The sequence below is a fragment of the Olsenella uli DSM 7084 genome (genome assembly GCF_000143845.1).
In the GTDB taxonomy this organism is placed as follows: Bacteria; Actinomycetota; Coriobacteriia; order Coriobacteriales; family Atopobiaceae; genus Olsenella; species Olsenella uli.
On sequence record NC_014363.1, the window covers coordinates 501,639 to 526,627 of the forward strand.

The following is a 24,989-nucleotide window of genomic DNA, read 5'->3' on the forward strand; positions in this document are numbered from 1 at the left end:
CTATTCTCCCATCCCCCTCCGGCCCCTCTCGGTCATCTCGTAGTGAGCCCCTCCGCCACGAGTGAGGCTCCAACCAGGTATCCCTCCGTTCCGTTCAGGAAGGAAGCGGTCGTCGGTCGAGCGCTCCAGGCTGTCCAGCCTGCGGTCGAAGTTCCTGACCTGGGCCAGCAGCTCGGAGTTGTCTGTTAGGAAGTGGCGCATCTCGACGAAGGCGTCCATGATGCGCACGCTCACGTCGATGACCGTGTCGCTGCGCAGTACTGCGGAGAGCATCGACCTTCCTGCTCGGTGAAGACTCTCAGGGGCTTTCGCCTGCCGCCCCAGCTTCTCGAACTTGAAATCACAGATTATGACTTCAAGATCTCTGACTCCTCACTTGTGAGCTTGAGACAGAAGCGTTCTGGAAAACGTCCCGGGTTTCTCGTGACAGCCTGGTTGAGCGTTCTTGTCTCGACCTTGTACAGCTCGGCAAGGTCGCTGTCGAGCATGACCTGTTTGCCCCGTACGGTGTAGATCATGTCCCTGATTTGCACGTCATCGCATGCGATGATTGCTGCTTCGTTCATATCCTGCATGACCAAGGTGAAACGGGGTGGGGTCCTGTGGGGGGTAGCACGCGGGAACGTGTCGATGCGGTCTTTACGGGGCTTGCGCGCCCGTGTGACGGGCCATGACCGTAGTGGCGCCTGGGTACGCTTCTGGCCATCGTGGCGTTGTTCGTGTGCGGCGTGGTGGGAGTCAGCGCACAAAGCGCCCGAAGAGCCTAATACTCAAGCTGCTCCCATTCTTATATTAATGTTAATAGCGATATTTCGTAAAAAAATTGCAAAATAGTGCGATACTCATTACACTATGAGTTGCGAAAGGAGGGCAAAGGTATGTACAAACTCGTGTCGCTCACGGTAGGCAACTTTCGGTCGTTCTGCGACCCACAGACCCTCACCCTCGATGGGCGCAGTGCTCATTCGGTGACTGCGGTTTTCGGTCCCAATGCCGGAGGCAAGTCGAATATCGCCAAGGCGCTCGTTGCTCTTATCAACTGCATCAGGAGGTCTTCCGACCCCAACTTCCGGCTTCCCTATGAGCCCTTTCTGCTCAAAGCGGGCATGGACGAGAGGCCGTCTATGCTCGGCATGGCCTTCTCCTTGGACGGAAGACGTTACGAGTACTCTGTCAGCTTCTTGGCTCATAAAGTTACCCATGAGCTGCTAAGAGAGCAATCTGATAAGACGAACCGAATGAACAAGGTGCTCGAACGAACGGATGACAAACTCAATCCCTACGCGCGCCAGTACGGCTTCGGTAAGAGGCTTCTCGACAGAACGCGCGAGGACACCCTGCTCATCACAAAGGGCCGTGAGGATAACAACGCATACTCCAATATCATCTTCGGCCTCCTCGACCATATCAGCATTGTCTCTCCCAGCCCGGATGCGCCCACGCCTCTCTTCGTGGAAATGCTCAAGAACGATGTGAGCCTGCGCTCCAAGACTCTTGAGCTGTTGAAGCGATGCGACTTCTCCATCAGAGACATCAAGTTCACTGATGTGGCTTTGCCAGAAGACATTTTCGATCAGCTGCCTGTTCAGATTCCCCCCGATATCAGGAGGGCGATGATAGAGCAAGGCACCACGACCTTCACCACGGTGCATGCTGTCCGTGATGAGGAGCAGGCGATTGTCGGCTCGCGTGACCTCGACTTCTGGGCCCAGGAGTCAATGGGCACCCAAAAGTTCTTTGAGGTAGCCGTCCCCATCATCGACGCACTGGAGAACGGCAAGACCATCTTCATCGATGAGTTCGGCACCTATATCCATCCCATGCTGACCCATGCCATCGTGTCGCTGTTTGGGGAGTCCAGCAGTGATGACGCCTACATGGTCCTCATGACACATGGCACGACGATGCTGCGGGAGCTTACGCGCGACGAGGTTGTGCTCGTTGAGAAGAGCCACACCGAGGAGTCTCTTATCATACCCCTGACCGATCTGGGAGTCCGCGACGGCGAGGCCTTTGAGAAACGCTATCTCGCGGGGCTCTACGGTGGCGTTCCAATCATCGAGGGTTAGGAATGCGATGGTGAGCAAGAAAAACGGGAGAAGGTATCTGCTCATCTGTTGCGAGGGGAAGACGGAGAGGGAGTATTTTTTGATTCTAAGGAGGCTCTACCGTATTTCCGCAGCACAGGTTTCGGTTATTGGCGAAAAGGGTCAGCACAAGGCACTCGTCGACAGAACGCTCGAAGAGCGCGACAAGCTTTGTGAAGACATGTGTATTGATCAGGACGAGGTCGAGTGCTGGGCAGTTTGCGATGATGACAACATGCCATTCTCCTATGCGGAGCTTAAGGATTACGCTGAGAAACGTAAGGTAAAACTTGCCTTCTCCCGTCCACAGTTTGAGGCGTACCTGCTCCAGCATTTCGAGCAGTCCTCGCTGCATGACCAGAAGGGGCTTTATACGAGACTCAGCGACCTTGCGTCAGGCGCTGCTGGTCAAAGTGAGGAATACGATAAGGCGAATTTGAAGTGGCTAGACGTAGCAATTGATGCTAAGCCTAAGCTTGTGGATATCGCTCTCGTTAATGCCGACCAGAGAACAAGGCAGTCAGGTAAGGTCTTCCTTACTGTGCAAAACCTTGTTAGGCGTATGAAGGAGCTTGGTAAGCATTAACTGCATGCTGGTTTTTCAACAGTTTTAATCGAGCCCGCGTCTCGCTCATTCCTGAGAGAGACGCGGTCCGGTTTTAACAAAACGGTCTCAACGACTGTTACGTCAATAGGTTTACAGAAATATTGAAGGGCATTCATGGAGCACCTTCGCCGCCAGATAAGGGTTGTTGAACTTGCGGTACATGCTCGGCCCGCGCCTCAACAGCTCCGCCACCAGTCTGTAGGACCACAGAAGCGTCAGTGGGTCACGGAGCAGCAGATTCAACTGATCGAGGTTCTCGAATTCTAGAGAGAATACGTTGTCGGCATTTGCGTATTCGGCAGGCCTGGCTAATCGTCTCGCTGATTGCCCGTTCAGTGCGACTATGGTGTTGCCACGAAACCTCCAGCCGGCGCGTTTCATTGGTGCCATGTCGTGCTTTATGCACTCTTCGAGCTTCTCGTCAGGTACGTCCTTGCCGTTGATGAAGCCGCTTCCGTCCCTGCCGATGACGAGAACCTCAAGGTTCTGGCAGCTGAGTGTTGCCGCCCTCGTCCTCCTCGCCGTCGATGGCAGCGCGGTGACCGTCCACAAAATCCCGGCGCCCCCGGGCAGGTCGGTCTTCATGATGTTGCGGAGATCCCATCCGTGTGAGCCAAACCATGCGATTGCGTCGGTCTCTGCGCGGTCGAGCACTTCAGGGTTATCGCCGGAGACGTGCGCGAACAGCATCTCGGCGACCTTCGGGCTTCCTTCCATGTGCCGGTACTCGTGTGCGTGCTGCACATAGCGCTTGCGGACGTCCTCGGATTTGCCGACGCAGCACGTTCCGTCTTCGAACTTGTAAACGTATATGCCGCGGGCATCCACATCGGATATGTCCCCTGCGATCGAGGACTTCCCGTCGATAGTCAAATGTTTGAAATCCAGTTCCGCAGCATTCATGCTACTGCCCCTTTCTCGCAAATGTGCGAGCGCGCCCAATCTCTAAACGGGTGATTGGAATGCAGAAGCGCAGGTCGTTTTTTAAACCGCCGTTTGCCACTGCGTTTGCCACTGTACTTTTGCGACTCTCCAAAAAGCAGGCTTGGCAACCTTCCGGCGCAGCCATCTGGCGAGAAGTTCTTTTGAATAGAAGAAGGGACTCAGGAAGGGACTCAGCGTACCCTTTCGAAGCAGCATGGTAGTGCACTGTCCTCCGCAAGCGGTTCGCGTTTTCGTTTCGGAGGAACGAAGCGGCACGACAGAGCAATGAGGCCAGATTGTAAAGACGAAACCACGCGCAACGGAGGGCACCTTTCTCCCAAGGCGTCCATATCGATAGCTTTTGGGCGCCCTGAACAGATCAAAGGGGCATAAGCGGGACAGATGGCATCGAGGGCAGCAAGGAGGCGGCGGAAGCGCTGGCACGGGGCTGGGGCAGACGAGGTTCTCCCTGATCGCGCCCTCGTACAGCCAGATATCCTGAAGCACCATGCCAAACCGCCCGCGCAGCCCGTATCGGGACATCTTCCCATCGCCCTGTTTTGCTATCCTGACTGGCGTGAAGTCCCTGGTGAGAAAGTAGGGGAGGCTGAGAAAGGCATGGACCGCTATCTTGAGGCGACGCCCCTGCTTGACTTCCATGATCGCCGGATTCAGGGTCTTTTGGCGAGACGAGGCTGGCGGACCCTGTCCACGCCCACGTGCATGCGGGCCATCTACGACTTCGTGCGAGATGAGATCCTCTTTGGCTACAACGAGGATGACAACATCCCTGCTTCGCAGGTGCTTCTCGAGGGCTATGGTCAGTGCAACACCAAGGCCACCCTGTGCATGGCCCTGTTCCGGGCCTGTGGCATTCCCTGCAGGATCCATGGCTTCACGATCGACAAGCGCCTGCAAAAGGGCGTGATGATGGGCTTGGTTTACCGCAAGGCTCCCGCACACGTCTTGCACAGCTGGGTGGAAGCCTGCCTTGATGGGTGCTGGTACCAACTTGAGGGCCTGATATTGGACTCGGCCTACCTGCAGAAGCTCCAGGCGCGCTTTTCAGGTCATGGGGGACCGTTCTGCGGCTTCGGCGTCGCCACGGCAGACCTTCAGCATCCCCAGGTGGATTTCGACCTATGCGACACTTATATCCAGCGAGACGGCATAGACCAGGACTTCGGCCTGTACGACAGCCCGGACGACCTCTACGCCCACCATCGCCAGGCAATGAGCCCCCTGAAGCGCTGTGCCTACCAGCACCTGGGTCGTCGGCAGATGAACCGCAAGGTACGCCAGATCCGCGAGGGCTAGGGCAAATCGGGCAGCCTCTGGAGGACTTGTCGGCATCTTCGGGGCATGTTGCGAATCGTTTCGGTGCCGGATCGCCCACCAGCTTATTTGGCTGGTGGGCGCACGCCCGCCGCTTCTCCTCGGGCGCGACGTCCAAGCCGTACTCGGCGAAGAAGCGCGGCTGGAGCGAGAACCACACGCTCTCCGAGCCCACGAGGACGTCGTTCATGTCGAAGATGACGGTGCGAACGGTCGTGCCCGGGACCGCAGGCCGATCAGACGGAGCTTTCGAGGGGCTAGTAGTCGTAGGCATATCCTCCACGGTCCCCCCTCGTGTAGCTGCACGCGTACTCGATCGCCTGGCCGAGCGCGTCGTACGAGACGCACTCCAGAAGCAGCGCCGCCGATCCGGCCGCGACGCCCAGGAGGCCCGCGTCACGCCCTCCCAGCTCCACGATGTCGAGCTTCTCCTGCGTCTGCGCGACCATATGGCCGAGGTGCCTGTACGTCTCGTACAGGCTGAAGACCTGGATGTCCACGTCCTCCACGCCAGGTAGGATGGATAGCGGTACCAGCGTGTTCTCGATGGTCAGCGGCTCGGCGTCCACGCTGTTGAGACGGCGCAGGCTGTATAGCAGGTCGTCTGGCCTGATGCCGAAGAGCCACGCATAGTACTCACCCGCGCGACGCTTCCTGCGTGAGAGTACGCGCACCGACGGCTTGCGTCCTAGGATGCGGGCCGTCTCGCGGAAGCCGCCTCGTGAGGTGCCCTCCGGATCGAGCAGCCCCGGGGTCACGAAGGTGCCCTTGCCTTGGATGCGACGGACGCGGCCCTGGTCTACGAGTCCGTCGGTGGCATTACGAATCGTGAGCCGCGTCGTGCCGAACTCGGAGGCGAGGTCGTTCTCGGAGGGCAGCGCGGCACCCACGGCGTAGGCGCCGCGCTCGATACGCTCGGCGAGCGCACGTCGGACGCGTAGGTACGATGGCATATCTGTGTCGGGAGTCGAGACGGGTGCGTCCCCTTGGCCACCCCGGGCGATCGTGGTGCGGGCCCCCGCTATGACCTCAGCCATGCTGTGTTCACCTCCACATGCACGTCGTCCGTCTCGTCCTCGACGCTTGCGAAGCGGTAGCGACTTGGGAGAATCACGGACGTGACGTACTCCACCGTGACCCCGTCCTCGGTGCGTGCGAGGCTACGCTCGAAGAAGGCCGGCTCTCCGACGCGCGCCCCCAACACGTCGGCCTCACCCTCGTTGACCTGCGTGATGCTTACGCGCTGGTAGCCACGGACGGGTATGATGCCGTACTCTTCCTCGAGGACGGCGTAGAGGCTCTCTCGGCTGAAGTCGTGCCGATCGATGTCCGGGCAGAGCGCAACGTTGACGCGGGCCGTCTCAATGCCCACGGGCTCGTCGTCGGCTGTCCGCATCCGGCGCAGGACGAAGGTCGCGGCGCCGGCGGCAATCCCGAGGTGGTTGGCGACGCCTTCGTCGGAGGCCGTGATTCGGGCCTCCAGCACGCGCGAGCCAGGCCTCATGCCTGCCTCGCGAACCGTGTCGGAGAAGGACCCGGAGCATTGGAAGACGGACTGCGGCTTGCGAGCACAGACGTATGTGCCCGATCCCTGGCGACTCTCCAGCTCGTGCTGGCTCACGAGTATCGCGATGCCAGCCCGTAGGGCCGTGCGCGAGACGCCTAGCCGACGGCTCAATTCACGCTCGACGGGCAGACGGTCGCCTGCGCCAAGCTCCTGGCTGTGTATCAGCCACTCGATGCCCTCGACGGCACGGTCCTTGGGCGGTATGGCATACGGGTCTCGCACGTGCGGGCCTCCCTCCTTGTGGGGCGAGCGTCTCGGGTGCCGTTCCCATGGCATAGGGGTGCCTTTCGGTGGCGGCGTCCAGGGGTTCGCTTCGCCTTGCGTTACCCCAACCTTAGCAACTCTACCCTCCTGCAAGCCACGGGGAAGACGCCCCTCGACGCCTTCCCCGTGGCTTGGGCCTCCTCAGAGGTACGGCATGAACCGGAGGATGTCGTTCGTCTTGGACGGCACGAGGTCCTCGGTCTCGGCCACTAGGGGCAGCTCGTCCCACGACCCCTTCTCCTCTGTCGCCCGGTAGGCGATGATCTGGAAGAAGGGCAGCAGGTAGAGCGGTAACAGAAGCGGGTCAGCGGGACGCTCCTCCGGGAGAGGGAAGACGTTGCCGTCCGTACCGGCAGCCCCGTCCGTCGCGGTGGCGGTGAGCAGGAATGCGTGGTCGGTCACGTGGCGGCAGGCCCGGTACAGGGCCACCATGCGCTCGTGGCCCCGTGCGAGGTCGTCTACCAGAAAGACGGTGTATGCGGGCGTCATCTGGAGGTTAGGACCATGGTTGAACTCCTCGGCCTCATAGGCGAAGGCCGGGACCTTGACCGTCTCGCCGAGCTTGAGCGCACCCTCCAGCGCGACGCCCCAGGCCTGGTCGAAGCCGAGCACGTAGCACGGACCCATGCCCAACAAGTCGCGACGGTGTGTCCGGTAGAACTTGTCTGCGCTGGCCTGCAGGGCGCGATGGGCCTCAGGTACGAGCCTCATCTGAGCGAGGGTCGCGTCCCGTTCCCCGTTCCCCATCCGTCCGGTGGCCACGGCTGCGTCAAGTGCGAAGAGCATCAGGTACTGCGCGAGCGTCACGACCCCCTTCGTGACGTAGCCCACCTGCTCCTCTCCGCAGCCGAAGTCGAAGACGGCATCCGCATGGCTGTGCACCTCCGCCTCAGGGTTCGCCGTGAGGGCGAGGGCGGGGGCGCCCGTCCCCCGCAGACGGTCCAACACGGCGAGGGCGTTCGTCGAGCAACCCGATTGGGTCACGACCAGGTGGAAGGTGCCGCGCACGGGGAAGGTTTCGGAGACGAGGCACGTCCCTGGTGTGGACACCGTCACGCGCGCTCCCAGCGCCCGTCGCATCAGCGGTGCCGCGCACTCCGCCGCGTTGCGGCTTGACCCGCAGGCCACGAGCACCACGTTTCCGGTTGACGTCCCGTCGGATGACTCGGCGACGTAGCGCGCGACGAGCGGGCCGCACAACGTCTCGTGGTTGGTGAGAGCGCACTCGAGAGCCTCGGGAGACTCATGCACGTAGTCGAGCATCGTCGGGTGCTTCTCGGTAGTCATAATCTGGACCTCCCATGCTTCTTCTGGGCGTTCCTCCTGATCGACGAGGCCTTGTCGGCTGAGCTGCCGCCGTCGGGTGCCGCGCCGTGTTCGGTGCTCCTCTCGCTGACCGCCGTCCGTGCGCTCACGATCATCGCGTCGAAGGTCTCCTTGACGTGGTCGGCGGCGGCTCTGAGCTCGTGGTACACCGGTGAGGAGCGTCGTGTGGGACGCGTGATGTAGGGCAGCTGAATCGTCACGTCGGCTCCATGCACCGCGATGACGACGCCGAGCGAGAAGCACCTGTCGCCACGTTTGGACGCGTTCGCCTGCGAGTAGCGCATCGGGTTTGCCACAAGCGAGGCGAGACTACCCTCGCGCTCTATCCGGGTGCGCTCCGCGGCACCGTCGTCGTCCGCCACGCGGCACGCAAGGACGTCCTCGAAGGAGTAGATGCGCGGTGACGCCCCAGACAGGCGCACCGCCCAGCGGTGATGCCCTCGGTCGAGGTAGATGCTGGGGGCAGGTACGAGCGCGGGCGGCTCGTAGAGCACCTCATCTACGGTGAAGTTGGTTCCCGCGAAGAAGCGCTGCGGGTCCTTGCCGCCGAATGCCGCCATAGGCATTCCCTCCCTCCTGACGCACGGCGCATGCATGCGCCGTGCGCGTATGTCGTGCGACGAACTAGATAGGTAAGAAAAACCTCATACCAATCTGCTCATATTGTGCCATAGAATGACTTGTTGAAATTTAAGACCATTTACCGATGGTGGACTGCCGTTCACCCAGGAAGGATCCGTTCCCAGGAATTGGTCTGAAAAAGGCATTATCTTATCAAGTCAAGATCACAGATTGGTATGAAAAAGACAAAACTTGACTCTGAAGGGAGCATATACGATGGCAGTGACCGAGAATGTGGAGATCATGCACTTCGACCAGGAGGGATACTTGGCCGGTGGTGCTGCGGCAGCGGCCGCCGGTGACGTGATGGAGGGCTTTGCCGACCGCGTGGCGGCTGAGGGCTACGACGCGATCTTCCTGCTGGGAGTCGGCGGGACCTGGGACGAGTTCATGCAGCTCGAGTACTTCATGAATAAATACGGTGACAAGGACCTGGAGTGCTACCTCATCCACGCCGCTGAGTTCAACGTGTCCGGCCATAGGCGCATGACCAACCGATCGGTCGTGCTTACCGCCTCGGAGTCTGGGACCACCCCCGAGGTGCTCGAGGCCGTGCGCAAGCTCAAGGACATGGGCGTCCGGGTGTTTGCCATGACCAAGCCCGACGGCAAGATCGGCCAGGCTGTGGGCGCCGAGAACTGCCTCGACATGGCGTCAGACCATGCCGACGGCGGCTGCGAGATGGGCTACTACCTCGCGGACCGCTTTGGCCTCAAGCTCCTCAACCTGCGCGGCTGCTTCCCCAAGTACCACGAGTTCGTCGAGCAGACTCGTGGCATCTGGCCCGCCTTCCTCGACATTCGCAAGCAGTTCGAGCCCAAGGCCGAGGCGTTCGCTCGCTCGTACGCACTCGCGCCGTACACGATGTTCATCGGTTCCGGCGCCCTTTGGGGCGAGACGATCCTCTTCGCGATGTGCATCCTCGAGGAGATGCAGTGGAAGCGCACGCGCTACATCAGCTCGGCGGACTTCTTTCACGGGACTCTGGAGCTCGTCGAGCCGGGCGTGCCCGTCGTACTCTTCAAGGGCGAGGACGAGTGCCGCAAGCTCGACGACCGTGTCGAGGCCTTCCTAAAGACCGGTCGCACCGGTGACGCCGACGTCACCGTCATCGACACGGCCGAGTATGCGCTGCCCGGTCTTGACCCGGACTTCCGTCCGCTGCTGAGCCCCTGGATTCTTTCCTCGATCATCACGGACCGTCTCTCGGCTTACTACGAGCTCGTCACGAAGCACAACCTCGACTACCGCCGCTACTACCACCAGTTCGACTACTAACGATGGGTGGGAGGGACCGTCTCTCCCAGCGAGGCGGTCCCTCTTCCGGCTTTGGGAGGGGGTCCATATGCCAGCTCGCCTTGCGGCCATGAATTGCTCACATCGCTTCTTTGACCTGGAAGAGTTCTTTGCGAGTGCTGACGCCGCGGGCTTCGAGGGTGTGGAGCTCTGGACCGGCCCGATGCACTTCTTCATGGATGCACACGGGTACGATCCCGTCTCGCGCCTCGTGGGTCTGGAGAGGCGCTATGATCTCCCGATCATTGGGGTCTGCCCTGAACAGGCTAACCCCAAGCCGCACAATATCGCCGTGCGCGGTGAGACGGGACGGGCCCGCACGCTTGCGTACTTCACAAATGCGCTCGAGGTGGCTCGCGAGCTAGGTGCGAGCCAGGTCGTCGTCACGAGCGGTTGGGGCTACCTTAACGAGCCAGTTGAGGTCGCCTGGGAGCGCAGCGTGACAATGCTCAGTGCCATAGCGCGGCGCGCCGAGGCGATAGGCGTACCGCTTGCGATTGAGGCGCTCCAACCCGACGAGTCCAACCTCGCGCATACGGCTGCCGACCTTTTGCGCCTCGTGGCCGAGGTGGACTCGCCCGCCCTCGGTGTCTGCCTTGACCTGGGCGCGATGGCCGTTGCTGGTGACACGATCGAGGGCTACTTCGCGACCTTCGCCGGCCGCATCATCCACGTGCACTTCGTTGACGTGGGGCACGGTATGACGCACCTCGCCTGGGGCGACGGCGAGAGGGACATGACCTCCGACCTCGCTGCACTTGCGCGCTGTGGCTACGAGGGGTGGCTCTCGTCCGAGACGGTGGACCCCGAGCGTTTCGCAGGTCCGGCTGCCGCCGACGCCCAGACTATGGCCGCGTTCCGTACGGCCCAGGAACAGCTTCGAAGGGGGGTGAGGCATCTGTGAGACAGATCGTCATCGCAACCCACACGCACCTCGCGGCGGGACTGGCTGAGGCTGTGACGTTCCTCGCGGGAGAGCACGGCAACGTCCGCGTTCTCAATCTCTTTGTCGACGGCGAGGACGATGTGGCGGCAGCGGCCCGGCGCGTCATCGACCAGACGCCCTCAGGCGACGACCTCGTCGTCTGTACGGACCTGCTCGGTGGCTCGGTCAACAACGAGTTCGCCAAGCTCGCTCAGATCGACCCGCGCATCCTGCTTGTTACGAACGCAAACCTGCCTGTCGTTCTACAGCTCGTGCTTGCTGCCGGTGACGAGCCCACCGTCGAGCTCGTCCGACAGGTTGTGAGCGCCGAGGAGTCGAGGCCCGTCCTCGTGAATGACCTCCTGGTCGCCGAGTCGGACGGTGAGGACGAGTTCTAGCGGGACGACGCCGACCTATGCGACACGCACCGCCAGCATGTCACGTACACGCATCCCTGGGGAGGGAGCACAATGATTCTACTCACTCGTGTGGACCACCGGCTGCTCCACGGTCAGGTGGCCGTTTCGTGGGTCAACGGTCTCAAGGCCAACTGCGTCTTCGTCGTGGGCGATCACGTCGCCAACGACCCTGTGTGGAAGACGACGCTCAGGCTGGGCAAGCCTGCTGGTTGCAAGCTCGTGGTCAAGGACATGGCCCGTGCAATCGAGTCGTTGAAGTCGGGCGTCACCGACAAGTACCGGATGATCATCTGCGTCGGATCGATCGCCGAGGCCAAGCAGCTCGCCGAGGGCTACCAGAAGATCCGCTCGATCAACCTCGGCAACACCAAGGAGAGCCCCACCACCCGAACGCTCACGAAGCAGGTCTTCGTGGAGCCGGATGAGGAGCAAATGCTGCGCGATATGGCGGCCGACGGCATCGAGCTGGAGTACCGCGCCCTCGCCGACGATCCCAAAGTCGACGTCGCAAAGCTTCTCGATGAGTAGGGAGTTACGTGTGGGAGGGCATCGCGCAAGCACGATGCGCGACGTCCGACTCGTGCGAGGATCGCAGGTCATGCAACACACAGAACGGAGGAGGCAATGCTTGGCACATCTTTGATGCTGGGAATCGTATACTGGACCTTTGCGTACTTCGATTACCAACTTGGCACGCTCTACGCCTTCAGGCCCATCGTGGTCGCCCCAGTCGTTGGGGCCTTGCTCGGTGACGTCCAGACGGGCCTGGCCATTGGGGCGAGCTTGGAGCTGCTCTTCATGGGGTCGGTCTCGATTGGCGCCTATGTTCCGCCCGACGCCACGGCGTCAGCCGTCCTCTGCACCGCGTACGTGATCCTCACCGGTATCGAGCCCGCGGTGGCCGTCGGTCTCGCGATGCCCGTGGGGACGTTGCTCGGTGCCCTCGAGAACCTTCTCCAGCCGCTCCAGAACTGGCTGCTCGCCTTCATCCCCAAGTTCGCGCGGGAGGGCGCCAGCCGCAAGATTATGGCTCTGCACTGGGCAGTCGGCTTGGTTACTGCCCCAATCTACATTGCTGCCATCACAGCCTCCGTCTACTTTGGGTCGGACGCCGTCAACTGGCTCGTGGAGGTCATCCCCGCCTTCGTGCTCGACGGCTTTGCCTGCGCGGCAAACATTCTGCCCGTCATGGGCTTCGCGATGCTCGCCCGCATGATCCTGACGAAGCAGCTCGTCCCGTTCTACTTCCTGGGCTTCCTACTCACTGCCTACCTCAACGTCCCAGTACTTGGCGTGGCGCTGCTCGCGATCATCATCGCGATCGAGAAGCTCGACCTGTTCAACAACAACCCTGAGCCCGCGCTCGCCGTAGAGGGGGATGACGACGATGACTTCTGATCGCAAGAGTGACTTCGGCATCACCAAGAATGACTTGGTCAAGACCTCGCTCAACGTTGGCTCGCTGGGCATGGAGTTCTCTTGGACCTACGTCAACCAGATGGGCCTCGCCTTCTGCGTGATGATCATGAACTGCCTGAAGAAGATCTGGGGTGAGGGCACCGAGGGATACAAACAGGCCCTCGAGCGCAACGCGGCCTTCTTCAACATCACGGTGCAGCTCGCGCCCTTCGTCGGCGGGATCACGATTGCGATGGAAGAGGGCGTCGCCAAGGGCAAGGTCGACCCGAAGGCCATCAATGACGTTAAGGCCGCCCTCATGGGGCCGCTCTCCGGCATCGGCGACTCGATTTTCCTCACGACTCTTCGTGTGATTGCCGCTGGCGTGGGCATCTCGATGTGTCAGGCCGGCAACCTCGCCGGTCCCCTCGTCTTCCTGCTCATCTACAACATTCCGGCGTTCTGGCTGCGTGTGGTGGGCATCCGGTACGGCTACGAGATGGGTACGAGCCTGCTCGACCGGGCCGAGAAGTCTGGCATCATGGAGAAGGTCTTGGCCGCTGCGGGTATCGTCGGCATCATGGTCATCGGTTCGATGACCAAGGACATGTTCGGGGCTGAGCTTGCAATCGGGTTCGGTGCTGGCGACGACGCCACCACGCTCCAGGCGGTGCTCGACGGCATTATGCCCGGTATGGTGGGCCTCGGTTTCATGTGGCTCTACTACTGGCTGCTCGGCAAGAAGATCAGCCCCTCCGTGCTGGTTCTCGGCACGATGCTCCTGGGCGTCATCCTGGTCTACTTCGGGATTATGGCCTAGCCATGCCGTTCTCGTCCGCGCGCTCGCTGGCGCGCGGACGAACTCGTGGGCACAGGATGCCCTCCCAGGGAAGAGGCGGTGCTCCGTGGGCACGTCCGTGGCGTGCCGCCCTCGTCTCTCCAACCCAAAGACATTAGCGAGCGGAGTGAACAATGGACAAAAAGAATGGCAGCAGGTTGCCGTGGCTCGTGATCGCGATCATGTCCGCAATCGTTGCGATCATGTGCGCTGTCGGTCAACCTGGGGCAGGCGCCGAGGATGACGAGGGCATCTGGGACCTGCACCGGGCCTATGGTGACCTCTACGTCAATCTTGGCGACACGGTGACCTTCGCGGTGGATGTGGTGGACTACGACACAGCCGAGGTCATCGGAGACAACGCAACGGAGGTGATCGCCGAGTCCGCAGACGCCGAGGGCGAGGGCGATCAGGCCGCCGAGGGGGAGTCTGAGGCTGAGCCCCGCGAGCAGTCCGAGGACGGCAAGGGTGACGGTGAGGAGAAGCCCGAGGACGGGGAGATCGACCTCTCGCAGTTCAAGTTCCAGTGGTATTGGTGCCAGCATAACGACGAGACCGGCGAGATCATGTACGAACCCATTGAGGGCGCGAACGAACCCACGTACACGATTGACCGCGTGAGCGAGGTCGACCTCTACGACAACAACGAGCTCGAGTTCGTCTGTGCCCTCTTCCCGGCGGATGCGACGGACCTCTCCTACGGCAACCGCATCAACGTGTCATCCATCTGGTTCTCCCTGTCGCTGATGCCGGACGACTACGTGCAGACCGGAACCACCCAGCACGTAACCGTCAACCCCGAGGGTCAGGACTCCAAGGGCGGCTACGTGGCCTTCGTGACCAACGAGGCCGGGACCTTCGACTTCCAGGTCTCGGGCGTCTCCGACGCCGCTACGTCACCGAGCGTCTACGTCGCCGCCATACAGGGCGACTGCGTGGTTGCTGAGTACGAGTCCGACAAGACGAGCTTCTCGCTTGCGTGCGACCCGGCCTACACCTACGTGATCAGCTGGTCCGCCGACGCTACGAAGCCCGTGAGCTTCGACTACACGATCTCCGGCGAGGCGAGCGAGCCCGCGTACGTGGACCTCAACGAGTCGCTCGAGCCGACGGACGAAGGCCTCAACGTCTACGTGGACGCCGTGACGCTGCGTGAGGACGGCGAGTACCAACTCACCGTCGCGAACCCATGGGTGGACGCCGACTACTCGATTGACAACGAGTCCGTGGCTACCGTCTCGGATGACGGTAAGATTTGGGCTGTGGGACCCGGTGAGGCCACCATCACGGTCACACAGGGTGACGAGACGGCAGCCGTCGCCGTAAACGTGGGATAACGCGCGGTTCCCACACCACGAATGGCGAGGCGCCTCCGGGAATTGTGTTCCGGGGGCGCTGACGGTAGGGGGCGTTCTCCTCGACCGTCCGGGCGGTCTCCCTCGTGGCGATCGCATAGGCGTTGTCGGTCGTGAACACCTGGTGCGATTCTATGCGCTTCTTAAATTTCATACAGATAGAGAGCCGCTCCGCTGCGAACGTGATGCTGCCAGCATCGGTCACCGGACGCGACGCCTGTCTCGGTGAGTACGTCCCGGCTAACCGAGTGCCTGGCCGCCAGCGCGTCGAAGGACTTGTCGCGTCGGCTCTCTGCCACCTTCCTCAGAGACTCCAAATGTCATTTGGCCGTCACACCGACCGTCAAAGCAATTATCGATCAAGTGAAAAAGCGGCAAAATCGAGACGCAGCCCTTTCTCGGAGATGCAGCGGGGATGGGTTGAGCGCGCGGTAGGATGTTCCCCACCAAGTATTAGGAAGGCACGAGCAACAGCCAATCGCCCGCGACGATCCTGAGCTCTTCTCTACCGAACGGGAGAATCAGTGCTTCGATCGAAAGAGCTCCCGCAAGGACGAGAAGGAAGCTGCCAGTTTGGCGGCATCACCTTTCAGCTATGGCAGGGAAAAGTTTCACGAATGGCAAAGGCATGCCGACCAGCTAGCCCTACCGTTGCGGTTGCAGTTACCAACTGACGATCGCATAGGAGGCCGGAAGGATGATCGGCATGCCAATGATAAGAATATAAGGGAGATGTCCCGCAAGTGGCTGTCCAACGCGGAAATCCATCGCGGGACGGGGATCTCGCAGCCGACGACTCGCAAGCATATCGCGATGGACGACTTCTCGTCCCAGGTGTCCAGGGCCCAAGGGCACCCCTCGGTGCTCGACCTGTACAAGCCCTTTGTCGACAGTATTCTGATGGAGGACCGGCGCGCCCACGCGCATCGTCGACAGGAAAGCCTACATATCAGACGCGGCCCCGCCCCCTACGCCCGCCTCCTCGAGAGCGCCAGCGCGGCCGCGGCGCCGATCAGGCAGACCCCCGCGGCCGTCGCCGCCAGGGCGCCCCGGCCCCCGGCCCTGGGCATGGAGACGTTCGGGTAGTTGGGCAGCGCGAGGGCGCCGGCGCCGGGCCCGGGCCTGAACGCCGGCGGCATGTCGCCGGCGGGCGAGGCGTGGGCGGTGATCCTGACCCTCGGGTCGGCCCTGGGGTCGACCTCCACGAGCCACTGCCCGTAGGGGGCCGCGAGCCCCGCGGGCGCCTCGGTCTCGGCGAGCATCCAGGCGCCCGCCGGCAGCTCCCCGAAGTCCACGGTCCCGTCGGGGCCCGAGACGGCGCGCCTGAAGGGCGACGAGACCACCCAGCAGCCCGCGGCCTCCGAGGCGGCCGAGGCCAGCGGCCACAGGGAGTGGTCGCAGCCCGCCGGGCAGGCGTAGAGCTCGAAGGCGGCGCCGGCCAGCGGCGCGCCGTCCCTGTCGACCTTCACGAAGGAGAAGGGGGCCTGGGAGGCGCGTCCTCGAAGGAGAGCTCCACGACGGCGCCGGCGGCGGCGAAGGCGTCGCCCGCCACCGTCTGGTCGGGGGCGGCCTCGTATCCCGCCGGGACCCGGGTCTCGGAGACCGTGTAGGCGTCGGAGGCCCTGCCGTAGGGGACGTTGGCGATGGTGTAGGTGCCGTCGCCGTTGTCGGCGGACGTCAGCGAGAAGGCGCCGTGGACGCTGGAGGTTCCCGAGCACGTGAACTCGGCGCCCGCCAGGGGCTCGCCCGTCGACGCGTCGGCCTTCTTGATGGTGACGGTGCCGGTGACAGGGGTGTAGTACGCTTCTACGAACCCATCGGCGTTTAGACTGTTTATGTAGAAGGAGTTGTTTGAGGAATTGAACGTGCTGTTTATCGTCGCGCCATTGTAGGTGACATCGGAACGGTAGAACCCCTCCGATGGGACCGCGTTCAACGGAACCGCTTTCCCGTTCCCTGCATACCTCGTCAGATACCCGGTGGATGCCGCCGCTCCCACAGACCAGCTCAACCACGCTTGATCTGCGTAGTCGTGGATCTGGATGCCGCCACCTGTCGAACCGAGCACCCATCCGGAAAGGGTGCCGTTGTTGTAGGCCCTGTAATACGGCGCTGCTTTGATCGCAACGGCCTTCGTTATCAACCCGCCCCCGTGAGCGCCGGAGGCGCGGAACCTCTCTATGACATGGGAGCCCGCCAGCATGGAGAAGCAGTTTGCGGCGGCGCCGTACTGGGCGGTCGTCGCCGGGGAGTTTTGGGAGGCCCGTATCCACAGTCCGTTCGCGTCGGGCGTCGCGCTTGACCCCGCTATGTCCACGGCGACCCCCGACGTCCGGGGGATGTATGCCTTAGACTGCGCTCCGTAATCTATGACGAAGCCCTCGCAATAGGCACCCGCAAATGTGGACGTTGCGTAGGACACCGCGTCGGGGCCGTCGATCTCGTTCTGCTGCCAGATTAACTTGGATCCTACATGCTCGGTGCCGTCCTTATTCAAGACCTGCATATCGACTTTCGTTTGAATCCCTATTCCGGAATTCATCGGCCTCCCGGTGCCGTTCCAGGCGAACAGGCAGGGGGCGTGTCCGTTCCAGACAAACGTCTGCGTGGGATAGCTGCTTACCAGCGCGTCATTTATCACGAAGTCTTCGATCGTCAGCTGGATTCTCACATCTCCGTGCGACCCGTCTGAAAACTCTGCGGCATCGTAGAAGAGCAGGGTAGCCGTCGCGTTCGGCGAGGCGTTCTGGGTGATCGGCGCCGTCCAGCAAATTGCATGCACCGTGTCTCCCTGGCCTGTGATATCGGAGGTTGAAAGAACCAGGTTTGGATTTGAAGACGCGAAGGAATACGTGCTGCCGCTCGGTCCATGCGTTGCCGTGTTTATCTTGCCCGGATCGATCCTCGCATCGGTGAACGCGAAAGACGACATGTAATCGTCGTGGTTCCCTGCCACCACGACCTTGCTCCCGCCATTGTTTATCGTCGCGTCGGTCACCCTGATCTCGACCACGTCGCCGTCCGGGAACGTGCAGGAGAGCCTCTCCTCGGTGGAGAAGGGCGCGAGCGACGCCAGCCTCCAGTCGTCCCCCTCCCGCCCCACGGAAAGGAGGGCCGGGTCGCTGAACTCGCAGGAGACGACGTCGGAGGCCTCGCGGCCCACCGACAGGCGGGAGAAGACCTCGGAGAGCAGGACCGAGGACTCGCCGGCGATGGAGAACGTCCCTCCGTCGAAGCGGAAGTCCACCGTCCAGGTCACCGCGCAGGTCGGGAAGGCCTTGCGGGGAGAGACGAGGCGTTCCGCATGACAGTCCGTCGATAGCCTTTTCAGCAATACTATTATGTTTCCGTTATACTATTGGCATGACGAAGTTCGATGACATATACGAGGAGGCAGTCGATAGCCACGGGCTCATCACGTCCGCGCGCGCGGCGGAGCTCGGCGTCACCAATAACGAGCTCGTGCAATACGCGAGGCGCGGACGCCTCGAGAGGGTCGGTCACGGGCTCTACCGTCTGGCAAGGCGCGTTCCGGAGGACAATGATCCCTACGCGCTCGCGGTCGCTCTCGCCGGGCCTGGGGCGTATCTTTTCGGCGAATCCGTGATCGCTATGCTCGGCCTTGCGCCCACCAACCCGAGCCGCCTCCATGTTGCCGTTCCTGGGCGCATCCGCAGAAGGCTTCCTGACGGGCTCGTCGTGGAACGCGGGGACGGGATGGGGACGACGGCCTACGACGGCATATCCTCTCAGACAGCCGAAGCTGCCATACGGGCCTGCAGGGGCAGGATGATGCCCGAGAGGCTCGTGCAGGCGGCGGGGGCCGCTAGGCGCGAGGGCTACGTCGATGAGGTGGAGTACGGCAGGCTGATAGAAGAAGTCGAGGGGTCATGAAGAAGCCGAACAGCAGGAGGAACCTCGACGTTGCCATAGAGAGGGCGTTCGGGCGCGGTCGCTCGTTCACGAGGGCCCGAGCTACCATCGCGAACGTCATAGTCGGCCAGATGCTTCCCGACGGTGCCGTGAAGGGTGGCAGCTCCATAAAGCTCCGCCTCGGCGAGGGCGCCACACGCTACACCACCGATCTCGACGTCGCGAGGGCGTCAGATCTGGAGGACTGGATCGCACGCCTCCGGAGCTCGCTTGCCGAAGGCTGGGAGGGCTTCACCGGCCGCGTCGTGACACGCGAACCGGCGTCGCCCGAGGGGGTGCCTGCAGCCTACGTCATGCAACCGTTTGCCGTAAAGCTCGACTACAACGGCAAGCCCTGGGTAACCGTCGACCTTGAAGTCGGCCACAACGAGATAGGGGATGCCGACGAACCTGACCTCTGCCTTCCCCGCTTCGTCGTGGAGATGTTCGAGTCCATCGGGCTGCCCAGCCCCGGTCCCGTTCCCCTCATGCCTGTTTCCCACCAGATAGCCCAGAAACTCCACGGGCTGAGCGAGCCCGGCAGCAGACGCGCGCACGACCTCATCGATCTGCAACTGCTCGTGGCAGGGTGCGACGTCGATTACGCGAAGACCCGCTCTGTCTGTGAGCGCCTCTTCGCCTATCGCCAGATGCAATCCTGGCCACCGAAGATCGATGGAAGTGCCGATTGGAACGACCTGTACCGTGAGCAGTCAGGCGAGCTCGACGTCGTCGATGATGTCGAGCTCGCAGTGACATACATGACCATATAGGCGGGAAGGTGAGCCACTTTGCCCGAGACGTGCACATTCGCCTCGCAGAGCACGACGGCCTGATCGATGCGGTAGTTCTCTACCTTCATCACATTATCCAGGGCGCTGTGTCTCTTGTAGGTCTTGCCGCTTTTCACTTCGATAGGCAGCACATGGCAGCCTTTACGCTCCGTCACGAAGTCGAGCTCCCCGACCCCTTTCTTCCTGAAGAAGCGAAGTCGGTGTCCATGGGCCTTGAGCTCCTGCGCGATGGCGTTCTCATAAATCGATCCATAGTTGACGCCCAGGTTGTCGCTGACGATGCCCTTTGGTACCTCCATGCCGCACATGGCGCTGAGCAGGCCCACGTCGTTGGCGAACAATTTGAAGAAGGCACGGTTTTCCGCCATCTTGAGGGGATGGCGGGGTTTTGTCACGTTGACGACTGCGTTGGCCACGCCGGCATCCACGATCCACATGAAGTCTTCTTGGTAGCGCTCGTAGGTGCCCTTGGGAGCCAGGGCTGAGAAGTTGAACCTCTTCGACTGGGAGTCCAGCTGGGAGGGAATCTGATCGAAGATCTCGCGGATCACCAGCCTGCGTGAGCGGGCGTACTTGGATATATCGGCGCGGTAGAGCCTGACGATGTCGTCCTGGACCTTCTTCACTTCGGCGATGCTGTCGGTCTCCAGGAAGCGCGTCACTGCCGCCGGCATGCCACCCACCATGAGGTAGAGATGGAAGAGGGATAGCATTCGTTGATGAACGGGTTCTATGACGGGCCGGGACTCCGCGAAGCAGTCCCGCGCATGGCATAGGGCCTCCTTCCTATATTGTGAGGGGCGGGTGGCCCGGAAGCCGGGGCATGGACTTGGGCGAGGCCATGCAGATTCCGGTGGATTATCTGAGGAACGTGCCGGACGATATGGAAAGAAGCGATGGCAAGAAGAGGGATGCGAGGAAGGTCCAGTCGCTTTTGCGGGCGTTGGGGCGCGCGGAGAGCAACATGACTTCGATGAGGTCGTTGCAGAGGGACATGGAGGAATACGCCGAAGACCGCGACGCTGCATATGAGGCTTCCGTCAACATGATCGCCGACTACCTCGATTGCTTCACAAGGTCGGGTTCAACCAGGTTGAGGCCGCCGCGGCGGAGCTGCTGGCCCTCAGGAAAAAATTCAATGCGGAGACGGGGTCGAGCCCCTCGTTCCTATGCGTCATCTGCGGAATGTCAAATGCGGCATTCAGGAGGCCCGACGGGGTCATCGTGGTGCCGATTACATCGCTTGGCACATAGTTCCGGATGTCCGACATGTCGAACAATATGAAGCCAAGACGCCGAAGAGCGACCGTTCTCCCAGGTGATCGACTGTCGTGACGTCGCGGTGAGGTCGGATGTAGTCGCGCCGTGCGGCCCGCCCCGCCTGTCAGCGCAGCTCGACGGCTCGGACCGGATCGTCCGAGAACGCGACGCGCGCGAGCTTGCGGAACGTGCGGGGAGGCGTTCCGACGCGCTTCGAGAACAGCGCCGAGAAGCTCGTCGCGCGCGCGAAGCCGCACATGCGCGCGATCTGGCCGACGCTCAGTTCGCTCGAGGCGAGCAGCCGCTTCGCCCGCTCGACGCGCTCTGTCGCGATGAACTCGGTGGTGGTGGTCCCGGTCAGCTGCCGGAAGAGCCGTTTGAACTTGGTCGTGCCCATCTGCGCCATGTCGGCGAGCTCCCCGAGACGGGGCGGGGCGTCGATGTTGGCCCGGATGTGGTCGGCCACGAGCACGATCGCCCGGCGGTCCCCGTCGTCGACCGCCTCGGAAAAACGGTCCTCCATGGCCAGCATACGCCCCATCACCTCGTTCGCGATACCCGCGAAAAGCAGTTCGGCCGCCCTGCCGTGCGCCTCGGTGCCGCCGATCGCCTCGAGCAGGCGCGGAATCTGCGGGTCCCACATGCCCTCGCCGCGCATTGCGCCAAGGCATGCGGAAAGGTGGGCCAACGACTCGGAGCACCCGCTGCCGAACGCCTTCTCGAAATACCCGTCGTAGTACTCGATCTCGGTGTAGGCGACGTGCGTGCCCGTCGGCATCACGACGCGACCGGTGCGAGGCCTGGTCTCCAGGAACGCCATGACCTGCGCTGGCGGGAAGATGCCGGCGCTCTCGTGGCGAATCGCGAAGTAGTTGGTGAAATCGAATGCGAATGGAACTCGTTTGAGCAGCCTGAAGTCGCAGCTTGCCACGACGAGGTCTCGATCGAGCGACCACGCGTGGTACCAGCCCTCAGAAGCCTCCCCGTCGCCCGCGAAGAACACGCCGCAGCCTCGTGGGTTCTCGTGCGAGGGGACGAGCCCGACATTCGCCAGAGGGGCGGTAAAGAGCGAGCCAGCCCAGGATCCGCCGGGGACGTCGGGGTCGGACATTTGCGATCGGACGCGATGCATGCCCGTAGAGTCCTTTTCCTCCGAGAGCCTCGTCAGCGACAGTTAGCGATAGCTAACATCCTCATGATACACCCAATGGGCCACGCGGAGAGCGAAAGGGCGACAAGTGGCTTTGACCGACGACAACGGACTCTGCAGCCGTCTCGACGTGCGCACCAAGCTTGCGGTGCTCCTTGCGCTCATCGTCACCGGCGCGTTCGTCAAAGACTTCGCGTGGGGCAGCATGGTCTTCGCCTTCGCGTGCATGCTGACCTTCGCGATTGGGCGGAGGAAGATGGCGCTGTCGTTCGCGGCAAGCTATGTGCTCATCATGCTCGTCTTCTGGGTCACCTTGTCCTTGCCGCGGAGCGTGTCGGGGGCCATGGGCTCGGCCGTCCTGCTGGCGCGCACGTGCATGCCGGTATTCCTGTTCGCCGCAGCGTTCGTGTCGTCGACCAAGATCGGAGACCTCACGGCGGCGCTGTATGGTCTGCGCCTGCCGCGCGCTTTGGTGGTGCCGCTCGCGGTGTGCGTCCGTTTCTTCCCGACGCTCGGCCAGGAGGCCGGCGCCGTGCTCACCTCGATGCACCTGCGCGGGCTGGGCCTTTCGCCGCGCAACGTCGTCGCGCACCCGGTTCTCACGTTCGAATCGCTGCTGGTGCCCCTCATGCTGCGCTGCGCGAAGATAGCCGACGAGCTCGCGGCGTCGGCGGTGGCGCGCGGCATCGACCGGCCGGGCCTCCGCACGTCGTACAGCCCCATCCGCATCACGGCGGCCGACGTCGCCGTGCTGGCGAGCACCGTCGCCTGGTGCGCCGGCGTCGCCGCCGCCAAAGCGTATTTCGAAGGCGGCCTGGTCGTATGAGCGTGCCGGTCATCGAGTTCGAGGGCGTGTCGTTCACGTATGCAGGCGCCGACGAGGCCTCGGTGAAGAAGGTCTCGCTTGCGGTCGAGGCAGGGGAGTGCGTGGTCCTGTGCGGGCGCTCGGGCTGCGGCAAGACCACCCTGACCCGCCTTGCCAACGGGCTGGCCGGCGGCTTTTGGGAGGGAAGGCGTACAGGCGCGGTGCGCGTCGAAGGGCGAAACGTCGACGAATTCGAAGAATGGCAGCTCGCCGAGCATATAGGCAGCGTGTTTCAGAACCCCCGCACGCAGTTCTTCAACCTCGACACGACGGGCGAGATCGCCTTCGCCCTCGAGAACCTGGGCGTCCCGCGCGACGAGATGCATGCGCGCGTGGCACGCGTGGCAGACGAGCTGGGTGCGACCGACCTGCTCGATCGCTCGATCTTCAAGCTCTCGGGCGGCCAGATGCAGTCGATCGCCTTCGCAAGCGTTTCGGTCTGCGAGCCAAGGGCCTACGTGCTCGACGAGCCGTCGAGCAACCTGGATCCCGTCGGCATGGAGCGGCTCGCTGCACTCATCGCCAAGGCGAAGGCCGCGGGTTCCGCGGTGCTTGTCGCCGAGCATCGCCTGGCCTACCTCTCAGATGCCGCCGACACGTACGTCCTCATCGAAGAGGGTCGGGTCGCGCACGCATGGACCCCGAGCGAGTTCGAAGCGCTCTCTGCCCTGGAACGCACCCGTATGGGCCTGCGCTCGCCGGCACCGCCGCGCACGGCCGATCTCGTCGCACGGCTTCGCATCGGTGCGACGTCGGCGTTTCCGGCACTTGAGGCGCGCGGCGTCGTCGCGGAGTACGACCGCGACGACGAGGTGCTGCGCAACGTGACCGCGGGCTTCGAGGCCGGGCACGTCACCGGCGTCGTAGCGCCGAACGGGACGGGCAAGTCCACGCTGTTCAAATGCCTGGCCGGCGTGCACCCCGAGGTGCTGGGGCACGTGCGCATCGACGGGGCCGTTACGATTCCCAGGAAGCGCGCGGACAATGTCTTCCTAGTAATGCAGGACCCCGACTATCAGCTGTTCAGACCGACGGTTCGCGACGAGCTCACGACGCTTCCCCGCGTCGAGGGCGGCATCGACCCTGCACGCGCCGACGCGATGCTCGAGCGATTCGGGCTGGCTTCGGTTGCGGATCGCCATCCCGCCTCGCTTTCGGGCGGTCAGAAGCAGCGCGTCGCATGCGCCTTGGCTGCGCTCTCGGACGCCCGCGCGCTGCTGTTCGACGAGCCGACGAGCGGCCTTGACCTGGACAACATGCGCCGACTTGCGCGAACCATGCGCGAGCTGGCGGACGAAGGCCGAGCGGTCGTGGTGGCAACCCATGATCCCGAACTGCTCTCGGAGGCATGCGATCGGATTATCACGCTTGGATGACCTGCGCAGACGCGCTTCATCAAGAGAGACCTGAACCTGCAAGCAGAAAGGACATCGCACATGGAAGCAAACGTTGAAGAGAGGAAGCTCACCTCGAGGGATCTCATCGCGCTCGGCGTCTTCTCGCTGCTCTTCATGATCGTGAGCATGCTCGTCGTCGGCCTCACCTCGATAAGCGTCATCGCCTACTGCGGCTGCTGTGCCATCGCGGCCATCCCCGCGGGCATCGTCTGGACCTACATGCACGTGCGCATCCCACGCGCGGGCACGTCGCTCGTCATGGCCGCCGTCTTCGCCATCGTCGTGTTCGCCGTCGGCAGCGGCTGGCCGGTCGCCCTGGGCCTCCTGATCGGCGGCGGCGTCTCCGAGTTGGTGCGTAAAGCGGTCGGTCGCAGGCGCTTTTCGGGGATCGCCGTCGGCTACGCGCTGTTCGAGACCTGCTGGGCCGCCGGCATCTTCGTCCCCATGTTCGCGGATCAGGACTACTATCGCGCACTCATGGGATCGAACAACATCGATCCGTCCTACATGGAGTCGATGCTCTCGTTCGTGACGCCCCAGACGTTCGCCGCCATCGCCGCCGTCACCATCGTCGGGGCGCTCATCGGCGCCTTCCTAGGGCGCGCCGTCTTCAAGAAGCACTTCGAGCGCGCCGGCATCGCATAAGGAG

General features: G+C 62.6%; 25 protein-coding genes and 1 pseudogene. 15 read left to right on the top strand and 11 right to left on the bottom strand.

Annotated elements, in window-relative coordinates:
• Together OLSU_RS09760 and OLSU_RS09765 are read right to left on the bottom strand one after the other, a co-directional pair.
• Positions 1-273: a hypothetical protein gene (locus OLSU_RS09760; protein ID WP_013251327.1), complete on the bottom strand. Its 273-nt coding sequence runs from the start codon at positions 271-273 to the stop codon at positions 1-3.
• A gap of 74 nt (positions 274-347) precedes the next feature.
• Positions 348-566, bottom strand: coding sequence for an ORF6N domain-containing protein (locus tag OLSU_RS09765; protein WP_236697202.1), 219 nt, complete (start codon positions 564-566; stop codon positions 348-350).
• Between the two features lie 312 nt (positions 567-878).
• On the opposite strand from OLSU_RS09765, the gene OLSU_RS02260 reads away from it, so the two are divergent.
• The gene (locus OLSU_RS02260) at positions 879-2,069 is read left to right on the top strand and encodes an AAA family ATPase (protein ID WP_013251329.1); all 1,191 of its coding nucleotides are present in this window, start codon (positions 879-881) and stop codon (positions 2,067-2,069) included.
• 7 nt (positions 2,070-2,076) lie between these two features.
• Complete coding sequence (locus OLSU_RS02265) at positions 2,077-2,673, top strand: RloB family protein (protein WP_013251330.1); 597 nt, start codon at positions 2,077-2,079, stop codon at positions 2,671-2,673.
• Positions 2,674-2,784: 111 nt separating this feature from the next.
• Here OLSU_RS02265 and OLSU_RS02270 read toward each other — a convergent pair whose 3' ends face one another.
• The gene (locus OLSU_RS02270) at positions 2,785-3,597 is read right to left on the bottom strand and encodes a GIY-YIG nuclease family protein (protein ID WP_013251331.1); all 813 of its coding nucleotides are present in this window, start codon (positions 3,595-3,597) and stop codon (positions 2,785-2,787) included.
• Between the two features lie 639 nt (positions 3,598-4,236).
• On the opposite strand from OLSU_RS02270, the gene OLSU_RS02275 reads away from it, so the two are divergent.
• Positions 4,237-4,935 carry a transglutaminase-like domain-containing protein gene (locus OLSU_RS02275; RefSeq protein ID WP_013251332.1) on the top strand — a complete coding sequence of 233 codons (699 nt, stop codon included), beginning with the start codon at positions 4,237-4,239 and terminating at the stop codon, positions 4,933-4,935.
• A 275-nt stretch (positions 4,936-5,210) separates the two neighbouring features.
• Here OLSU_RS02275 and OLSU_RS02280 read toward each other — a convergent pair whose 3' ends face one another.
• The 4 genes from OLSU_RS02280 to OLSU_RS02295 form a co-directional block, all read right to left on the bottom strand.
• A complete protein-coding gene (locus OLSU_RS02280) occupies positions 5,211-5,990 on the bottom strand; it encodes a GntR family transcriptional regulator (protein WP_013251333.1) in 780 nt (259 codons plus the stop codon).
• A complete protein-coding gene (locus tag OLSU_RS02285) occupies positions 5,975-6,742 on the bottom strand; it encodes a GntR family transcriptional regulator (RefSeq protein ID WP_013251334.1) in 768 nt (255 codons plus the stop codon). The genes OLSU_RS02280 and OLSU_RS02285 overlap by 16 nt, the downstream gene beginning before the upstream one ends.
• A gap of 183 nt (positions 6,743-6,925) precedes the next feature.
• A complete protein-coding gene (locus tag OLSU_RS02290) occupies positions 6,926-8,071 on the bottom strand; it encodes an SIS domain-containing protein (RefSeq protein ID WP_013251335.1) in 1,146 nt (381 codons plus the stop codon).
• On the bottom strand, positions 8,068-8,670 hold the full coding sequence (locus tag OLSU_RS02295) for a hypothetical protein (RefSeq protein ID WP_036576399.1): 603 nt from the start codon (positions 8,668-8,670) through the stop codon (positions 8,068-8,070). The genes OLSU_RS02290 and OLSU_RS02295 overlap by 4 nt, the downstream gene beginning before the upstream one ends.
• Positions 8,671-8,947: 277 nt before the next feature.
• On the opposite strand from OLSU_RS02295, the gene OLSU_RS02300 reads away from it, so the two are divergent.
• The 7 genes from OLSU_RS02300 to OLSU_RS02330 all read left to right on the top strand — a co-directional run bounded on the left by OLSU_RS02300 (position 8,948) and on the right by OLSU_RS02330 (position 14,944).
• Positions 8,948-10,009 carry an SIS domain-containing protein gene (locus tag OLSU_RS02300; protein WP_013251337.1) on the top strand — a complete coding sequence of 354 codons (1,062 nt, stop codon included), beginning with the start codon at positions 8,948-8,950 and terminating at the stop codon, positions 10,007-10,009.
• A 67-nt stretch (positions 10,010-10,076) separates the two neighbouring features.
• A complete protein-coding gene (locus OLSU_RS02305) occupies positions 10,077-10,931 on the top strand; it encodes a sugar phosphate isomerase/epimerase family protein (protein WP_013251338.1) in 855 nt (284 codons plus the stop codon).
• Positions 10,928-11,350 carry a PTS sugar transporter subunit IIA gene (locus OLSU_RS02310; protein ID WP_013251339.1) on the top strand — a complete coding sequence of 141 codons (423 nt, stop codon included), beginning with the start codon at positions 10,928-10,930 and terminating at the stop codon, positions 11,348-11,350. The genes OLSU_RS02305 and OLSU_RS02310 overlap by 4 nt, the downstream gene beginning before the upstream one ends.
• A gap of 72 nt (positions 11,351-11,422) precedes the next feature.
• Entirely contained in the window at positions 11,423-11,899 is a 477-nt protein-coding gene (locus OLSU_RS02315) for a PTS sugar transporter subunit IIB (protein WP_013251340.1), read from the top strand.
• A gap of 96 nt (positions 11,900-11,995) precedes the next feature.
• Positions 11,996-12,769: a PTS mannose/fructose/sorbose/N-acetylgalactosamine transporter subunit IIC gene (locus tag OLSU_RS02320; protein WP_013251341.1), complete on the top strand. Its 774-nt coding sequence runs from the start codon at positions 11,996-11,998 to the stop codon at positions 12,767-12,769.
• On the top strand, positions 12,759-13,589 hold the full coding sequence (locus OLSU_RS02325; protein WP_013251342.1) for a PTS system mannose/fructose/sorbose family transporter subunit IID: 831 nt from the start codon (positions 12,759-12,761) through the stop codon (positions 13,587-13,589). The genes OLSU_RS02320 and OLSU_RS02325 overlap by 11 nt, the downstream gene beginning before the upstream one ends.
• Positions 13,590-13,741: 152 nt before the next feature.
• Positions 13,742-14,944, top strand: a complete 1,203-nt coding sequence (locus OLSU_RS02330; RefSeq protein ID WP_013251343.1) for an Ig-like domain-containing protein — start codon at positions 13,742-13,744, stop codon at positions 14,942-14,944.
• A 986-nt stretch (positions 14,945-15,930) separates the two neighbouring features.
• On the opposite strand, the gene OLSU_RS02335 is transcribed toward OLSU_RS02330, so the two are convergent.
• The gene (locus tag OLSU_RS02335; RefSeq protein ID WP_041548826.1) at positions 15,931-16,431 is read right to left on the bottom strand and encodes a prealbumin-like fold domain-containing protein; all 501 of its coding nucleotides are present in this window, start codon (positions 16,429-16,431) and stop codon (positions 15,931-15,933) included.
• Complete coding sequence (locus tag OLSU_RS02340) at positions 16,428-18,209, bottom strand: MSCRAMM family protein (RefSeq protein ID WP_148219040.1); 1,782 nt, start codon at positions 18,207-18,209, stop codon at positions 16,428-16,430. The genes OLSU_RS02335 and OLSU_RS02340 overlap by 4 nt, the downstream gene beginning before the upstream one ends.
• A gap of 116 nt (positions 18,210-18,325) precedes the next feature.
• Here OLSU_RS02340 and OLSU_RS02345 point away from each other — a divergent pair, with 116 nt between their 5' ends.
• Together OLSU_RS02345 and OLSU_RS09770 are read left to right on the top strand one after the other, a co-directional pair.
• Positions 18,326-18,856: a type IV toxin-antitoxin system AbiEi family antitoxin domain-containing protein gene (locus OLSU_RS02345; protein ID WP_013251344.1), complete on the top strand. Its 531-nt coding sequence runs from the start codon at positions 18,326-18,328 to the stop codon at positions 18,854-18,856.
• Complete coding sequence (locus OLSU_RS09770; protein WP_013251345.1) at positions 18,853-19,647, top strand: nucleotidyl transferase AbiEii/AbiGii toxin family protein; 795 nt, start codon at positions 18,853-18,855, stop codon at positions 19,645-19,647. Before OLSU_RS02345 ends, OLSU_RS09770 begins: the two co-directional genes overlap by 4 nt.
• 137 nt (positions 19,648-19,784) lie before the next feature.
• Here the strand turns inward: OLSU_RS09770 and OLSU_RS09845 are convergent.
• Together OLSU_RS09845 and OLSU_RS02370 are read right to left on the bottom strand one after the other, a co-directional pair.
• A pseudogene (locus tag OLSU_RS09845) lies at positions 19,785-20,696 on the bottom strand (DUF4143 domain-containing protein); the annotation flags it as partial.
• A 356-nt stretch (positions 20,697-21,052) separates the two neighbouring features.
• Positions 21,053-22,039: a helix-turn-helix domain-containing protein gene (locus OLSU_RS02370; RefSeq protein ID WP_222821444.1), complete on the bottom strand. Its 987-nt coding sequence runs from the start codon at positions 22,037-22,039 to the stop codon at positions 21,053-21,055.
• A 127-nt stretch (positions 22,040-22,166) separates the two neighbouring features.
• On the opposite strand from OLSU_RS02370, the gene OLSU_RS02375 reads away from it, so the two are divergent.
• From OLSU_RS02375 to OLSU_RS02385, 3 genes are read left to right on the top strand one after another with little or no spacing between them, the layout of a single operon-like run.
• Positions 22,167-22,904 (top strand): energy-coupling factor transporter transmembrane component T family protein, encoded by a 738-nt coding sequence (locus OLSU_RS02375; RefSeq protein WP_013251348.1) that lies wholly within the window; start codon positions 22,167-22,169, stop codon positions 22,902-22,904.
• Positions 22,901-24,319 carry an ABC transporter ATP-binding protein gene (locus OLSU_RS02380; RefSeq protein ID WP_013251349.1) on the top strand — a complete coding sequence of 473 codons (1,419 nt, stop codon included), beginning with the start codon at positions 22,901-22,903 and terminating at the stop codon, positions 24,317-24,319. Before OLSU_RS02375 ends, OLSU_RS02380 begins: the two co-directional genes overlap by 4 nt.
• Positions 24,320-24,379: 60 nt before the next feature.
• Positions 24,380-24,985 carry an MptD family putative ECF transporter S component gene (locus OLSU_RS02385; RefSeq protein ID WP_013251350.1) on the top strand — a complete coding sequence of 202 codons (606 nt, stop codon included), beginning with the start codon at positions 24,380-24,382 and terminating at the stop codon, positions 24,983-24,985.
• The last annotated feature ends 4 nt before the right edge of the window (positions 24,986-24,989 follow it).